This window comes from Filibacter tadaridae (assembly GCF_900609045.1).
Taxonomy (GTDB): Bacteria; Bacillota; Bacilli; order Bacillales_A; family Planococcaceae; genus Sporosarcina; species Sporosarcina tadaridae.
The window spans coordinates 1-16,079 of sequence record NZ_UXAV01000044.1; the positions used below are offsets into that span (position 1 = coordinate 1).

Here is a 16,079-nt window from a genome sequence, read left to right on the forward strand (position 1 = left end):
AATAGGATGTATCCCTGTGGAATGAAAACACAAGACCTTTCCCGCTGCGGAAAGATGCCATTATAGAGTGTTCTGTGATTGTTGAGTTTCAAAAAAATAATAACCTGGGACTTTGGTTTCGTGCGGCCAAAATACATGAAACATAGCGCTTGACTTATTTCACATTAAACGCTGTGCAACAAAAAACAACCAACAATTCAACCAATTGTATAAATAGTCGATAAGTAGTAGACATTAACGCTTTTATCACATAAATATGTAATTGTAGTGTATTGTCGAAATAGTTTCACGCACAGGTACCCGAAATTTAGGATCTTTCCAGTCTTAACGACTGAGAAAATCTCGCTTATGATAATTGTAATATATCTCTTAATTCTTCTTCTCCTACCACAAAAGGTCCGTTTTCACCAATTAATGGATGCAACCTTAAATAAGTAATGGATTCATATCTCTTTTGAACGTCACGGGTGCCTTCCCCTGCATACAAACATACTACTCGATCTATACAAGGGCGATGCCCTGCCTCAGGAAGAACACAAAAATAACTATAATATCCTGACAGCTGCTCTTCCGTTTTATTTTTATATTGAGGGTTATAAATTGTTTTCAATTGACTAAATTTAGCATCCATAATCACTGAGTGTAGAAATAGGTTTCCTTCTTTCGTTTTTCTGAAAAAGTCAATTTTAAAATCGGGCCTTTTCTTAGGATTCGGTGTATAAAAAAGCTCCCCTTTATCTAAAGCCTCTTTTTCTGTATGAGCATGATAATGATCGTACCATATATGAACGACCTTCTCCTCGCTTTCAAGAACAAATTTCGTTCCTTCTTGGATACGGTCTGTAAGATAGAGATTCAAAACATCCTCATCTATACCTTGAATTAATGTATAACCTGAATCTATTAGCACCTTGATTACTCTAAATAAACAGAAGTATTCATAAACTAGCCATGTAGGTTTTAAAATAGGAGTTATTTGGTTGTTCTCCCCTTTATTTTCGCGAATCTTCTTCAATTCTTCAAAGATAGAATCTACTCGATAATATTGAATTTCCTTTAAAAAAGGTTTTCGAATCCCTCTTTCCACATCCCCTAGAAATGTACTATTAAGAAAGAAAATCAACTTACTTTCCATCTTTTTCAAGACATCCAGTTTTCCTTTCAAGATAGAAACTTTAATATTTGTATTCCTCATATCTTTCCCAATCATGATTAATTGACTTTTAACATTCCTTTTCGTGTTCTCACCTGAATCTCTCTTGCTCATAAGATATTCTTTTTCATCATATATACGAATATATTCCTCTTTCTGCTCTTTCAGCTTATTTCTATAGCTATTTAGGTCACGCTTAATATAAAAGGTTACATTCAATATATCTTTTTTCCAAATTAGAAGAATGTTTTTAATCCACCGATTTCCTTCAGAATCATAACTCGTAACTTTTTTTTTATTAAGCTGAAAATTACTGTGGTGATTACCCGCATTTTTTGCCAATCCCTTATTCGATACCGACCAACGAATACTTTTATGATCAATTTTACCCGAACGAATTGAAGCCTTATATAAAGACTCCATTCGATCTTTAGGATTTTTCTCAATTGCTGTCATGCAATACATAAACTCATAATATCTTTCATCGATCTTACGCGCATAATCATAATACCAATACCTCGGAAGTACTGTTTCATCATCATTGGAAAACGTCTTATTACTGTACACGAAATCATATATAATATCTTGAACTTGCTCATTGAGATAGTTGTGTATTTCTCTCACTTGTTTTTCATCCAAGTGGTTAGGAAGGACATTAATTCCCCCTATATACGTCTCGCCTTTGTAATAAACTTCCAAGAAGTATACTCCCATTCTCCAAGGAAACTCTTCCCCATTCCCCCCTTGATACAACCATCTCTTACCAGAACATCCAATACCCAAGGAATATTTTCGCTCTATTTGTCCATCCGTTTGGTCGTATAAATTTGTCTGAATGCTGCAATACGATTGTGGGTCATACTCTTCTTCATCTCCTACATAAAATTGAAGTCCAAAAATAGAACTCTCTTTTAATATTGGAAGTTTAGAAACTTCCATACCTACTTCACTTTTCCATAATTCCATCACTTCATACTTACGCTTATATTTATCCTCAAAGTAAAAAGAAAACGGCAACGGCTTTTCTTTATAATGTGTAACCATTTCTCATCAACTCTTTCGCTTTTTGCTCCAGATAAGCAATTGATTTCTCACAGTGCTGACGCTCTCCGCTTGTCAATACAATGCTAATTCTTCCATCTGAATAACCGTTCTCTTCATCATAACGACCAACCAATTTCTCGATTTGTTCTTTATGGCCTCGAATTTTTGATAAAATACGCTGCTTGATTTGGTTGTCAAAAGCTGTACCCCGGGATAGAAATGGGACGCCATTTTCATCCTTCGGGATATTGTCAAGGTAATGACCGATTTGCTCCGCGATTCGGAAGGATACCCCTGTTTGAGAATCAAAGTTACTAATTTCCTCATGAAGTTTATCTAAAATAGACAATTCTTGTTCCTCTAATGACGCTAGCCTTCGTCCGTTATTAACAATCCACCCATTATAGTTGTTGGCAGTAATTTCAGTATCAGGATTTTTGATTTCATTCTTTTCTTGATTCGCATAGTCATTAGGGTTTTCTATATTTTCATTTGTTTCGTGTTTATAAGCATCCCCAAATGTCATCTTTTCCAAAATAATCACATTACTACGGTCTAGCATCCGATTTGAGAAGTCTCGAGTGGTTTCATCGAAATTCGCTGTTCCCACAAATAGGATGTTGTCCTTAATAAGAATTCCGTCTCTTAAATGCTCTTGGACACACATGGCGCTTTTATTAAATAAGCGTAAACGCTTATTTTCGAGCTCCAAAATGGACAAGAAGTCACTGAAATAGTATTCTACTTGACCTAAGTTCATTTCATCAAATACAATCATATACATTTTCTCTGGTTTTTTACTTGCTTCGTACATAAAGGAGACCAAACCTACATCACTTTCTGTATAAACCCCTGTCTGTGGATTCAAAAACCCTAATAAATCACTTGGTTCAGTATAGGAAGGTTTCACTGGAATAAATAGTAGATTATCCCCTTCCTTCATCTTCATCGCCTCTGCATACAACATGGCCAGTTGGGTTTTCCCCGTCCCGCTCATTCCCCCTAGAATTGTAAAGTTCGATGTCTTCAGGGACGTATGGAAGTTATATAGATTTTCAAGAGAGTATCTTAATTTCTTCTTGCGCGCTAAATAATCAAGTCGAAGAATAAAGTCGCCTTCTGTCACCGTCTCTGCTAATACTTCTCCCACTAAACTTTCCGAAGTTACGGCATTGCCTGCTATCTTTTCTTTACTTTCTACCTTCTTCATCTCTTCTGTTTCTTGGATCGAAACCCCCTCATCATTGATCAAGTCAATCCAACTCAATCGAATGTCATTCGATATAAAAGCAATCTCTTTATGAACCATCCTCATGTTTCGTTCATAATCCTCAGGGATTTCTATCCGCATAACTTGCTCAGGCTTCCGACAAATATACATGTTGGAGTTGACTACGTATTTCTCTAGAACAGATTCATCAGGAATTTGATAGATATATCCATCACAAATGATGAACTCGGGTACGTCTAACGCATGATTATAGCAACTTAGCTCTATGGGTTTCTCATCTAATAACTTTCTTTCAAAACGAGTAGAAGGAACAGAGTTACTTAACACAGGTACAGGCAAAAAGTCTTGATAATTCTCATCTTCGGATTCCATTTTTTCTACTAAGAGAATCTCAAAGTTATAGTGATACCGCTCTTTTTTCATTTCATAATTTAATACCGGCTTGAACAAAATCAATTTACCTTTAAAGTGTTCTCTTAGAAACTCCACTCGATTTTCATTATTAAAATAACCGACTCTTTCCAAGTACCTTTTGTTTTTATTATCAAAAGAGATGTAAACATCGTCATTGTCTTTTCCTAGTAATCGTCTTAGTAACTCGGGCTCTCTCGATAGAGCAGTTAGATAAAATACCACCCTGTCCTCCCCATCTTTATGGTAGGCGACAGCTTTTTCTAATTCAGCGCCCAGTCGTGGTAACAGGCCATCGTCCGCTAATCTCCCTAATATGTAGCACTCCTCAATTTTCTGTCGATCTTCTCTACTAATCTCTTTATCCACAATTCCGTTCATCAATATATTCGCATCCTTTCTTTGTGGAGATTTTCAATAATTTGTTCAATATAACCGCTAATATCGTATCCAGATAACTCAAAGTAATAAATATTACTACTTTCAAAAAATCTTTTCGTCACCATCCATTCAGACGTGGAAACAAAAGAAGTTCTAGAAATGAGAACGGTTTTATCTTGATAACGATGTGTATTCTTCCCTTTACGGTGACAATGAAATTCTTGTACACCCTCCACATAATCCATAATCTCCATATTCCGGAAAAGTTCCGTATCACTCGTTACAATAATAGCTCTGTGTTTCGCCAATAAATTATGAAAGTATCTTAAGAAAGGTTCATTACTCTTTTGTATTTCAGATAACCGAACCAAGCTTGCCCTAAGCGCCTCATTATCTTGATTCACCTCAGTATATCGTTCTTTCAACCTTCCATAATGTTCCTCGACATCTTCCAATCGCTTACTTTCACCTTTTATCTCACACAATTCGTTTTCTTTTTTGTCAACCTCTTCTTCCAATCCATCGACCGTTCGATACACTTCAGTTAGTTTTTGATCATCAAATGATTGTATGACATGTTGAAGTAAGAAACTATAATTGGCTTCTAAGTACCTATTTTTTTCAATTAAAAAAGCCAACATAGGAATGTGACGGAAATTAGTTGGAGTCACAAATAATTCGTTTATAAAACTTTTTTCATCGCTATGATTAACCTTTCGGTGAACCTCTCCGTAAAATACTTCTCCTTTTTCTTCCTCTATTTGCGAAATATACTCTTTCAACCGACTATATAAATCAGCCTTGGTAAGTACTTCCTCTCTCAAAATATTCATTTTTTCATCGACGGTCAATTCCTTAAAAATCCCATTTAGTAAAGGTTCACCTTCTTTCATATTATCAGCCAGCTTCACTTTATACTCCTCATATTTGCTGGGGAATTTTGTATATACTAATGATAGAATGGCTCCTGGTGAGTACTCCAAACCCATTTCCACCATTAACCCCATTTCCTCTAGGGACAACTTTTCAAAATCAGGATGTTTCTGTGCAAAAGAAGAGCTTATTAATTCATAAACCTCTGGGATTGTTGTATTCTTCCGACCTTTGCGTTTTGGTCGTAAACCCTGCTTCAATTCTTTTATTAAAAAAGAACGTAACATTTCTATCGGAGCTAGTTCGAAATTTCTTTGAAAACCATGAATCTCAATTCTAAACCTTCTTACAACTGCTACCAATTCATCTTTAGAAAGCGCATTCACCAATACTTTTATTTCATCCATGGAACTCCCCTCACTTTGATGTAACTACTTTTTTGTTTTGTCAGAGTTTTATCACATTCCAAAGTTAATTACCCTCCCTGATTGATATATAGATATGAAGAATCTTATAACAACTTATTTAATGTAAAATCATTATATCTTTATAGTATAATGATTCATATGATTCAACCCAAAAAGGTGGGGTAGAATCATACGATTAATTCTTCGCTTCCATGAAAAAGAGAATCTACTGTTTCAACTAGTTTCTTTGAAGGTCGAATTTTACCTTCTTCGATACTTTTCGCAATTTCGAAGCCATCGCCTTCTGAAACATCATTTTTAAGTTTCGCAGCCAGTTCACGATCATTAAACTGAATGAAAATTGGTGTGTCTACTATGTAATTCGAATAGCGTGGGTCAAGTAACGGTTCATTATTCCGGGCTGGGATGTAATTATGCAAATAAGCACAAAAAGTTAAATTGATTGTTGAGTCCTGATAAAGGGCCTCATTAAAACTTTGGCGGTATCGTTTATAAGAACGCGCTTGATAGGATGGTTGAACGGTTTTTCGCTCTCAACCACCCAAGAATGTCCTGACAATCCCATCGCCTTTTTCCACCTTGGCTTTCTGCCATTGCTTTAATTCAACAATGACTGCATTTTTCCTTCCTTTTTTATCATGACCAGCAATTAGAAAGTCAATTCTTTTTTCTGTTGATGGCAACTTGTACTCGAGTAGTATATGCATATTGTCTTTCACGTCTGCGTCTCTGAGTACTTTCGCCATTTGCGGTAGTGAATTTTCCCATGATCTTAATTCTCTGGCTAAAATTGATTTATTCATAAGATGCTGTGCATTCTTTTGTAGTACATAACCAATATCATTATCAAGGATATGTTCCAAAAAACGTGATGACGGTTCATTATAGATAATCAATTTTACCCACCTCTTTTCACCTAAGAACTGCTAACCAACAGTACTTACTCAACTGTAGTGCACAATAAAACAATTGACTTGGTTCATTAGTAATTTGTTTATTGACATAACTTTACCACAGTTATCAAGTATATTCATACAACCTTTACCAAATTATGTTCCCTGGCTGAATTATAATTTGAGAATTCTTATAACAAAAAAAAACAAAAAAGTTGGTTGCAACATTTTCGGTTCTTTTGTTGATGCTTATTAAGTGGAGGAAAATACATATATAGCATGAAAAACACCTTTAACATTTGCTAGTGTTTTCAAGTTTGTACGATTATTAAATGGTCAGTCTCGGTCGCTTCCCCTCCAACTGCCCAAACAACTTCTCCACAGTCCCAATCCCAACATTCTCACACTTCGCCAAAATCACCAATTCCTTCAGCAACTGCCCAACCGTTTCTATCCAGTCTTCATTCATTCAAATTCGTCCAAGGCTCATCTGGTAGCTTTTCTGCTTAAATAACTTGCTGCAATATATTTTCTACGAATACTCTTGCATGTGTCAGCATTGTGCGCGGCCTAGTGAAGATACCGCTTTCAAGTTCACACACAACGTATGCAATTTCTTGTTATAGTATAATTTTATCATACTTCGGCATTCGGAAATCCTAATTTCTACAAATTCCACCTAAATAAGTTGAACTCATAATTCCATATAATCTCCAGCGAAGGCGCCTAACAGGGGTAGCCGAAGCAATAAGACTGATAGCGGTCTTCTATCAGGCTTATTGCGGGAGGCATCCCCGAGCGCCAAGCATTGTTGAGTGGACTCTATATGTCAACGTATAAATATAAAAGTGCCTACCTCCCGTACAGACAGAATCTGCAGGATTGGTAGGCACTCTTTTATTTACTTTTCTATAAGAAGCCCTGTTAAACTAACAATCCCCATATAATCTCCAGCGAAGGCGCCTCACCGGGGTAGCCGAAGCAATAAGACTGATAGCGCTTTTCTATCAGGCTTATCGCGGGAGGCATCCCCAAGCGCCAAGCGTTATTGGAAAGAGTACAACTCTACTTAAATAACTGATCAACCGCCCCAGCAACAGTAATCTCATCACCAAGCAAAGCTTTCTCCAATCTCCCCACTTCTTCTTTCTTACCAGGCTGGGTAAAAAACGAATCAATCAGCCGATCTGTAATCATCGAACGGAACCAATCCTTTGTCTGAGACCTGCGGCGCTCATCCCAAAAATCATTGTCCATCATCGTTTCTTTGAATTTCAACACCGTTTCCCAAACTTCTTTTAGCCCCGTTTCCTTTATAGACGATACCGGTTGTGATGTTGTTGTCCATCCTGGTGATGCCGGTTGTAGGAAATGGAGTAATTGGCGATATTCCCGAACCGTTTTTTTCGCAAGTTTCAAATTGTCACCATCCGCTTTATGGACAACGATACTGTCTGCAAGCTCCATAATTCCTTTTTTCATCCCTTGGAGTTCATCCCCCGCGCCCGTAAGGACAAGTAACATGAAAAAATCCACCATTCCGCGGACAACGGTTTCACTTTGTCCGACACCGACTGTTTCAACCAAAATCACATCATAGCCCGCCGCCTCACAAAGCAACATCGTCTCGCGGGATTTCTTATGAACGCCGCCGAGTGTCCCAGCGGTCGGGGATGGCCGGATGAAGGCCCCTGGATGTCGCGCAAGTTCTTCCATACGGGTTTTATCTCCAAGGATGCTACCGCCTGTTACTGACGAGCTCGGATCGATTGCAAGAACCGCCACTTTATGGCCTTTATCTGCAAGCATTAACCCAAATGCCTCGATGAACGTACTTTTACCCGCACCCGGCACACCTGTAATACCAATTCGGATACTGTTTCCCGCTTTCGGCAATAAATTGAGCAGTAATTGCTGTCCTGCCACTTTGTCTTCAGCTGTAATACTTTCTAAAAGCGTAATGCCTTTTGCAAGGTGTAGTCTCGACCCTTTTGCAATTTCATCTGCTATTTCTTGGACGGGAATGGTACGGTTTTTTTTCACAAATCGTTTCCGCGCCGCGGTGGCCATGCCGTCGTGTGAGGACGTGATACCGTCCATCACATTGAGCGCGCTATCGTCGGGTAGACGGTCATTGTTTTTCAATCCGATACTTCCTCGTAACCGAGTCTGCGGTAAATTTCTTCAATCACTTTTTGCGCAGCAACCGGGATGACCGTTCCCGGGCCGAAAATTGCAGCAGCGCCATTTTCACGTAGGAATGCATAGTCTTGTGCGGGAATAACACCACCGACAACAATCAGGATATCTTCCCGGCCGATTTTCTTCAGTTCCTCAAGTAGTGCTGGTACAAGCGTTTTATGTCCCGCAGCAAGTGAACTCACTCCGATAACATGCACGTCATTTTCAGCGGCTTGCAACGCAGTTTCCTCAGGCGTTTGAAAGAGTGGTCCGATATCTACGTCAAAGCCTAAATCCGCGAATGAAGATGCAATTACTTTCGCTCCGCGGTCGTGGCCGTCCTGCCCCATTTTCGCAACAAGAATACGCGGTCTACGTCCTTCATTCTCCAGAAAGTCTTCTGCCATCGCTTTCACTTCATCAATTTCCTCCGCGTTCGAGAAATTCGAACTGTATACACCACTCACCGAACGAATCACCGCCTTATGTCTTCCTGATACACGTTCAATCGCATCGGAAATTTCACCGATTGTTGCGCGTGCACGTGCTGCGTCCACCGCAAGTTCAAGCAAGTTGCCTTCGCCTGTGCGTGCGGCATTCGTCAATTCAGTGAGTGCAAGTGTTACTTCACCGGAATCACGGGTTGCCTTCATCGAATTAATGCGGTCAATTTGTTTCTGACGAACGACTGTATTGTCGATATCCAAAATATCGATTGGATCTTCCTTATCAAGTCGATACGTATTCACACCGATGATTGACTCGAAACGAGAATCGATTTGGGCTTGACGTATCGCCGCCGCCTCTTCAATTTTCATCTTCGGCAACCCTGTTTCAATTGCTTTCGCCATACCGCCAAGTTCTTCGACTTCATCAATCAATTCCCATGCTTTTTCCATCAATTCATCAGTTAGTTTTTCCACATAGTACGAACCGCCCCATGGGTCGATCACTTTCGTCATCAACGTCTCCTCTTGCAGGAATAACTGCGTATTGCGCGCAATACGAGCAGAAAAATCTGTCGGCAAAGCGATTGCTTCGTCGAGTGCATTCGTATGAAGTGACTGTGTATGTCCCATTGCAGCAGCATTCGCTTCAATCAGTGTCCGCGTAATGTTGTTGAAAGGGTCTTGTTCCGTCAAGCTCCACCCTGAAGTCTGCGAGTGTGTACGAAGCGCCAATGATTTCGGACTTTTCGGATTAAACGTCTGCATCATCTGTGCCCACATTTTACGGGCAGCCCGCATTTTTGCGACTTCCATGAAATAGTTTTTGCCGATTGCCCAGAAAAACGATAATCTTGGTGCGAATGAATCGATATCGATGCCTGCTTTCAAACCGGTACGCACATATTCCAATCCATCCGCTAATGTGTACGCAAGTTCGATATCGGCAGTGGCGCCTGCTTCTTGCATATGATAGCCGGAAATGGAAATGGAGTTGAATTTCGGCATCTTTTTGGATGTATATTCGAATATATCGGCAATAATCTTCATCGACATATCCGGAGGGAAAATATACGTATTACGTACCATATATTCTTTCAAAATATCATTCTGTATCGTGCCTGCTAACTTATCGCACGACACACCTTGTTCTTCTGCCGCCACAATGTAAAATGCCATAATGGGAAGTACTGCGCCGTTCATCGTCATTGAAACTGACATCTGATCGAGCGGGATACCGTCGAATAAGATTTTCATATCTTCCACTGAGTCAATAGCAACACCCGCTTTTCCAACATCACCCGTAACACGTGGGTGATCTGAGTCGTAACCACGATGGGTTGCCAGGTCAAATGCGACAGATAGCCCTTTTTGGCCCATCGCAAGATTGCGTCTATAGAATGCATTACTTTCTTCGGCAGTAGAAAATCCCGCATATTGGCGAACCGTCCAAGGTCTTGCAACGTACATCGTCGGATAAGGCCCGCGAGTGTTCGGCGCGATTCCTGGAAAATCATTTACATGTGCAACGGTTTCAATGTCTTTGTCGGTATAAATCGCTTTGACATCGATTCCTTCATTCGTCTGAAAAGGTTTTTTGGACGGGTTCGTTATCTTTTTCGCGGATTCCATACTAGCATGTAAATCCACTTTACTAAAATCAGGCTTGTTCATCAGTCACGCGACCTCCGTTCCATAAAGAAAAAATACGTTGTAGTTTGTCGACTTTGTTTTGGCCCGCATATATAAAACCATCTAACCCGGCTTGTAGCCACTTTTCTTCTAGTGCAGCATCATATTTTCCCGCTACATCTACAATCATTTTTTCGGGAGCTCCGGCCAAGAGTTGTTCCATTACGGTTTCTGTCATTGCAGGAGTCGCACAAACGATTGCATAATCCGGTAATTCAGCAGCAAGCCATTCATTTGCTTCCTCAGCATTTTTAAAAGCAGGGCTCCATTCTGACTGAAGGCCACCCGTCGCCAAAAATCCACTAACGAAGTCAGCACGTGGTTTGAAGTCCTTTAAATCACCGAAAGTTAACAACACCGTACGGATCTCTTCATCCGCAAATTGTGTTCTCAGTCTTTCAAATGGTCCAGCAAGACGTTCGACAGCTTGAATGCCATCCCAATCAGTGAGGGTCGTATCCGTCAGTTCAGCGTAGACATTCGTTCCGATTAATGATTTCTTGCCAGTTGCAACTTCAGCTTTGCGCTCCTCCAACAATGTGGCCAATCTACCTGATTCATCGAAAGCTTGATAGCCGCCAGACGCTTCAATTTCCAAAAACAATACCCAGGCATGTTCAACAAGTTCCGACGTCAATGTTTCGATGAAATACGTTCCACCAGCCGGGTCAATCACTTTGTCGATATGTGTCTCTTCTTTAATAACTAGTTGGATATTGCGTGCTATCCGTATAGAGCTATCTGTCGGGCCCGTCAAAATAGTATGCGGGTGAACAGTGATCATATCGGCACCACCTAATACAGCAGCGAGGGTTTCATTGCCCGCACGTAATACATTCACATAAGGATCTAGTTTCGAATAAGACCGAAGCGAAGTCGTCGCGAGAACTGGTATATAGGGTGCTTCTGTTACGTCATATGCGCTGCAGAATGCTTGCCAACAGATACGAAATGCGCGGAATTTCGCTATTTCCATAAAGAAATGAGTATCCACCGCAAAATGAACGAAGAATTCGGCGGCAAAATCAGCAAAGTCAGTTGCATTTGTAGCCTGTTCGGCACCTATTGCAAGGGCCAATGCAAGTTCAGTCACAGCGTCCGCTCCGTCATGATGCGCATGCCACATGTCTGCCCCGACTGATTTCACATTCGCATAACCGTTAGGAAGCGCCCAACCCTTCACAGAAACAGCTCCTGTTACCGCCGCGCGCTCCTCTGGTGCAACAAGTTCAAACACGTTTAAGATAGGATCATCCAGCTTGGTGTTTGTTAGATAAACGGGATAGTCTTTCATGAGGTTTGCCAGTTCTTGTTGGGACACTTCATCCCAAACCAGTTGCTTTGTACCATCGTAGACAATTGCTTCATTGCCACGGCTTATGGACGTTCTCAATCGGTCGAGGAAATCCTTCCCGTCTTCTCCGAATGTTTGCTGAGCAATTATCCAGCTTGCATCTTTTTTTATAGAACGTTTTTTATGTAGACGTTTTTCATAATCTTCTAGTGTATATAAAGGCTTTAGGTCAATTCCTTCAATGGTTTTTGTTACAAGCGATTCAAGAGGCTTCCCTCTCAAAGACTGAGTCGCTGCTTCTTTCCATTGGTCAACAGTCGACTTTTTAAATGTTGTCGTTTTCATCTTTTGTATCGTCATGATGGTTACGTCCCTCCCCCGATAATCTGTCTCTTTTAGTTTACACGACTGTGTATACCGTTGAAAGCTGAAAAATCCGAAACCGCTAGAAACGGTTTCGGATTTTCGACTACGTTAATAGACGGATGTATTTTCAGCAGTTACATTTTCAAGAATTTGTTTCACACGTGCAAGGAATTGTCCACATACAAGACCATCTAGTACACGGTGATCTAATGATAGACATAAGTTGACCATATCACGTACACCAATCATGCCACCATCCATTACAACTGGACGTTTCACAATGGATTCCACTTGTAAAATAGCGGCTTGCGGATGATTGATGATACCCATTGACTGAACAGAACCGAATGATCCAGTATTGTTGACAGTAAATGTACCGCCTTGCATTTCGGCTGACTTCAACTTGCCCGAACGTACTTTACCAGCAAGTTCTTGAATGTCGCGTCCAATGCCTTTAATCGTTTTGTCATCCGCATTTTTGATGACAGGTACGTAAAGTGAATCCTCTGTTGCAACGGCGATTGAAATATTGATATCTTTTTTCTGAATGATTTTGTCGCCTGCCCACATCGAATTCATCATCGGGAATTCTTTCAATGCTTGAGATACCGCTTTTACGAAAAACGCAAAGTATGTCAGATTAAAGCCTTCTTTTTGTTTGAAGTCCTTTTTCAATGAATCACGATAGTGAACTAGATTTGTTACATCCACTTCAATCATCATCCAAGCGTGTGGCGCTTCGTGTTTAGAACGTAGCATATTCGATGCAATCGCACGTCGAACGCCTGTAACAGGGATTTCAATGTCTCCTGCAGCAGTTGGGATATTCGTTGGCTCCGCGGCTTTAGGAGCTGGTTGTGGTGAAGGTGCTGGTTGTGCTGCACGTTCTGGAGCTTCTGGGCTAGGTGTAGCGGAAGCTGTAGGGATAGTGCCGCTTTCGATAATCGCTTTGATATCCTTGCGCGTGATACGGCCTTCATTGCCGGATCCTTCAACAAGTGTCAAGTCAATACCGTTGTCTTGCGCCAGGCGAAGTACTGCAGGTGAATAACGACCTGCTGCTGCCCCTTTTTCACGTTTTAAGGATGAACTTTGTTCACTTTTTAACGGAGAAGATGGTTCCAGAGCACCTGCTGCTGGCATTTCATTGGCAGGCTCACTTTTAGCAGGCGCCACCTCTACAGGTACTGCACTTCCACCTTCAGTTTCAATCACACAAACGATTGCTCCAACATCGACAGTTTCGCCTTCTTGTGCGATTAATTCTTTAATCGTCCCTGCGAATGAAGAAGGGACTTCGGCTGTAACTTTGTCTGTATTCACTTCTGCAAGCGGATCATATTTGTTGACCGTATCGCCTGGTTTTACAAGCCATTTCTCGATTGTGCCTTCAGTGACACTTTCCCCGAGTTGCGGCATTAGAATGTTTTCAATAGCCAATACACTTACCTCCATCTCGATTAAAATTCAGCGAGTTCACGTGCCGCTTTTTCGACTTTGTCCGGATTGACCATGAAGAACTTCTCCATTGTTGGTGCATATGGCATCGCAGGAACATCCGGTCCAGCAAGACGTTTAATAGGTGCATCCAAGTCAAAGAGGCAGTTTTCTGCGATGATTGCTGCAACTTCACTTATAATGCTACCTTCTTTGTTATCTTCAGTAACAAGTAGTACTTTGCCTGTTTTAGAAGCCGCTTCGATGATGCCTTCTTTATCTAATGGATAGATTGTACGCAAATCAAGAATATGAGCCGAAATTCCGTCCTCCGCCAGTCGCTCAGCAGCTTGCAATGCAAAGTGGACACAAAGGCCATAAGTGATGATTGTCAGGTCGTCCCCTTCGCGTTTAACATCCGCTTTTCCGATTGGAAGTACATAATCATCTTCTGGAACTTCACCTTTTATAAGACGGTATGCGCGTTTATGCTCGAAGAAAAGAACTGGATCTTCATCACGGATTGCCGCTTTAAGGAGCCCTTTTGCATCATATGGCGTTGAAGGGATCACAACTTTTAGTCCCGGTGTGCTTGCAAACATCGATTCCACAGATTGTGAATGATAGAGTGCTCCGTGGACTCCGCCGCCAAATGGTGCGCGGATAACAATCGGACAAGTCCAGTCATTATTTGAGCGATAGCGAATTTTCGCAGCTTCGGACACGATTTGATTGACAGCAGGCATGATGAAGTCAGCAAACTGCATTTCCGCAATCGGACGCAATCCGTACATCGCAGCACCAATTCCGACGCCTGCAATTGCAGATTCCGCGAGTGGTGTATCTAGCGCACGGTACTCTCCGAATTGATCGTAGAGGCCTGTTGTCGCTTTAAATACGCCACCTTTACGGCCAACGTCTTCTCCGAGAACGAATACACGGTCATCCCGTTCCATTTCTTCTTTCATTGCCAATGTGATGGCATCGATATAGGACATTACAGCCATTATTCGTTCCCTCCTTCAGCGTACACATGGAGCAGTGCAGATTCAGGTTCCGCATATGGCGTGTTTTCTGCATAATCCGTCGCTTCATTTACTTCTTTCATAATACGGGCATCTATTTCTTTTTCGAGTTCTTCCGTTAATACGCCAGCTTCTTTTAGATAAGCCGCGAATTTTGGAATCGGGTCGAGTTTACGTTCAGTTTCAAGTTCTTCAGCATCACGGTATAAACGTTGATCGTCATCTGACGAGTGAGCTGTAAGGCGGTAACAGATTGTTTCTACCAAGCTTGGTCCTTCGCCATTACGTGCCCGTTCAGCAGCTTCTTTGACCACTTTGTACACTTCAAGTGGATCAGTGCCATCAACAGTAACGCCAGGCATTCCGTAGCCGATTGCGCGATCTGATACATTCTCGCATGCGAGTTGTTTTTCGATAGGAACTGAAATTGCATATTTATTGTTTTCGACCATAATAATAGTTGGCAATTTGTGGACACCGGCGAAGTTCATGCCTTCATGGAAATCACCTTGGTTGGAAGAACCTTCACCAAGTGTAACGAATGTAACGAAGTCTTCGTTTTTAATCTTCGCTGCAAGTGCAACACCTACTGCATGTGGAAGCTGTGTCGTAACGGGTGATGAACCTGTGATGATACGATTTTTACGTTGACCGAAATGACCTGGCATTTGACGACCGCCTGAATTTGGATCTTCCGCTTTTGCAAACGCCGAAAGCATCAATTCTTTTGGTGTCATTCCGAAATGCAGGACAACGCCCATATCACGATAATAAGGAGCGATCCAGTCTTTCGTGTTATCAAGCGCATAGGCTGCGCCTACTTGTGCAGCTTCCTGTCCTTGACATGAAATGACGAATGGGATTTTCCCGGCACGGTTGAGGAGCCACATACGCTCATCGATTCGGCGGGCCATCATCATTGTTTCAAAAATGTGTAGCAGGTCTTCGTTCGTCAAACCAAGTTCCTCGTGACGATTTTTTGCCATCTTAGTTATCCCCCTTTATAAAAGAAAAAATGAGTGTTGTATATATGCGGCCAGGCGCTCGGGTCATAAGCCGTTCAGGCTGTACGGCAAAGTGCGCCGTTTCGCCTGACCGTCTTATGCCTGTCGCGCCTATGCAGGCCGCCTCCGCTTTTCGTTGTTGTCTAGCTCCGGCGGCCAGGAGCTCGGGTCATAAGCCGTTCCGGCTGTACGGCAAAGTGCGCCGTGTCGCCTGACCGTC

At 41.5% G+C, this 16,079-nt stretch carries 12 protein-coding genes; all 12 read right to left on the reverse strand.

Features of this window, described 5'->3' with window-relative positions; translation table 11 throughout:
• Window positions 1-346 precede the first annotated feature (346 nt).
• Window positions 347-2,197, reverse strand: a complete 1,851-nt coding sequence (locus FILTAD_RS13035) for a hypothetical protein (protein WP_124071410.1) — start codon at window positions 2,195-2,197, stop codon at window positions 347-349.
• Window positions 2,181-4,220: an McrB family protein gene (locus FILTAD_RS13040; protein WP_238988258.1), complete on the reverse strand. Its 2,040-nt coding sequence runs from the start codon at window positions 4,218-4,220 to the stop codon at window positions 2,181-2,183. Before FILTAD_RS13040 ends, FILTAD_RS13035 begins: the two co-directional genes overlap by 17 nt.
• Complete coding sequence (locus tag FILTAD_RS13045; RefSeq protein ID WP_124071412.1) at window positions 4,220-5,500, reverse strand: hypothetical protein; 1,281 nt, start codon at window positions 5,498-5,500, stop codon at window positions 4,220-4,222. Before FILTAD_RS13045 ends, FILTAD_RS13040 begins: the two co-directional genes overlap by 1 nt.
• 188 nt (window positions 5,501-5,688) lie before the next feature.
• Complete coding sequence (locus FILTAD_RS13050) at window positions 5,689-5,940, reverse strand: hypothetical protein (protein WP_124071413.1); 252 nt, start codon at window positions 5,938-5,940, stop codon at window positions 5,689-5,691.
• Between the two features lie 114 nt (window positions 5,941-6,054).
• Window positions 6,055-6,417 carry a hypothetical protein gene (locus FILTAD_RS13055; RefSeq protein ID WP_124071414.1) on the reverse strand — a complete coding sequence of 121 codons (363 nt, stop codon included), beginning with the start codon at window positions 6,415-6,417 and terminating at the stop codon, window positions 6,055-6,057.
• 325 nt (window positions 6,418-6,742) lie between these two features.
• Entirely contained in the window at window positions 6,743-6,883 is a 141-nt protein-coding gene (locus tag FILTAD_RS15995) for a hypothetical protein (RefSeq protein WP_203229718.1), read from the reverse strand.
• A 596-nt stretch (window positions 6,884-7,479) separates the two neighbouring features.
• Window positions 7,480-8,514 (reverse strand): methylmalonyl Co-A mutase-associated GTPase MeaB, encoded by a 1,035-nt coding sequence (gene meaB, locus FILTAD_RS13060; protein ID WP_124071690.1) that lies wholly within the window; start codon window positions 8,512-8,514, stop codon window positions 7,480-7,482.
• A 41-nt stretch (window positions 8,515-8,555) separates the two neighbouring features.
• Complete coding sequence (scpA, locus tag FILTAD_RS13065; RefSeq protein WP_124071415.1) at window positions 8,556-10,715, reverse strand: methylmalonyl-CoA mutase; 2,160 nt, start codon at window positions 10,713-10,715, stop codon at window positions 8,556-8,558.
• Complete coding sequence (locus FILTAD_RS13070; RefSeq protein ID WP_124071416.1) at window positions 10,702-12,387, reverse strand: methylmalonyl-CoA mutase family protein; 1,686 nt, start codon at window positions 12,385-12,387, stop codon at window positions 10,702-10,704. Before FILTAD_RS13070 ends, scpA begins: the two co-directional genes overlap by 14 nt.
• A gap of 114 nt (window positions 12,388-12,501) precedes the next feature.
• Window positions 12,502-13,833 (reverse strand): dihydrolipoamide acetyltransferase family protein, encoded by a 1,332-nt coding sequence (locus FILTAD_RS13075; protein ID WP_124071417.1) that lies wholly within the window; start codon window positions 13,831-13,833, stop codon window positions 12,502-12,504.
• A gap of 20 nt (window positions 13,834-13,853) precedes the next feature.
• Window positions 13,854-14,837 carry an alpha-ketoacid dehydrogenase subunit beta gene (locus tag FILTAD_RS13080; protein WP_124071418.1) on the reverse strand — a complete coding sequence of 328 codons (984 nt, stop codon included), beginning with the start codon at window positions 14,835-14,837 and terminating at the stop codon, window positions 13,854-13,856.
• A complete protein-coding gene (locus FILTAD_RS13085) occupies window positions 14,837-15,841 on the reverse strand; it encodes a thiamine pyrophosphate-dependent dehydrogenase E1 component subunit alpha (protein WP_124071419.1) in 1,005 nt (334 codons plus the stop codon). The genes FILTAD_RS13080 and FILTAD_RS13085 overlap by 1 nt, the downstream gene beginning before the upstream one ends.
• Between the last annotated feature and the right edge of the window lie 238 nt (window positions 15,842-16,079).

Excerpts from the sequence above, each read along its gene's own strand:
- FILTAD_RS13035 (WP_124071410.1), bottom strand. The coding sequence starts at position 2,197 with ATGGTTACACATTATAAAGAAAAGCCGTTGCCGTTTTCTTTTTACTTT.
- FILTAD_RS13040 (WP_238988258.1), bottom strand. The coding sequence starts at position 4,220 with ATGAACGGAATTGTGGATAAAGAGATTAGTAGAGAAGATCGACAGAAA.
- FILTAD_RS13045 (WP_124071412.1), bottom strand. The coding sequence starts at position 5,500 with ATGGATGAAATAAAAGTATTGGTGAATGCGCTTTCTAAAGATGAATTG.
- FILTAD_RS15995 (WP_203229718.1), bottom strand. The coding sequence starts at position 6,883 with ATGAATGAAGACTGGATAGAAACGGTTGGGCAGTTGCTGAAGGAATTG.
- meaB (WP_124071690.1), bottom strand. The coding sequence starts at position 8,514 with ATGGACGGTATCACGTCCTCACACGACGGCATGGCCACCGCGGCGCGG.
- scpA (WP_124071415.1), bottom strand. The coding sequence starts at position 10,715 with ATGAACAAGCCTGATTTTAGTAAAGTGGATTTACATGCTAGTATGGAA.
- FILTAD_RS13070 (WP_124071416.1), bottom strand. The coding sequence starts at position 12,387 with ATGACGATACAAAAGATGAAAACGACAACATTTAAAAAGTCGACTGTT.
- FILTAD_RS13080 (WP_124071418.1), bottom strand. The coding sequence starts at position 14,837 with ATGGCTGTAATGTCCTATATCGATGCCATCACATTGGCAATGAAAGAA.
- FILTAD_RS13085 (WP_124071419.1), bottom strand. The coding sequence starts at position 15,841 with ATGGCAAAAAATCGTCACGAGGAACTTGGTTTGACGAACGAAGACCTG.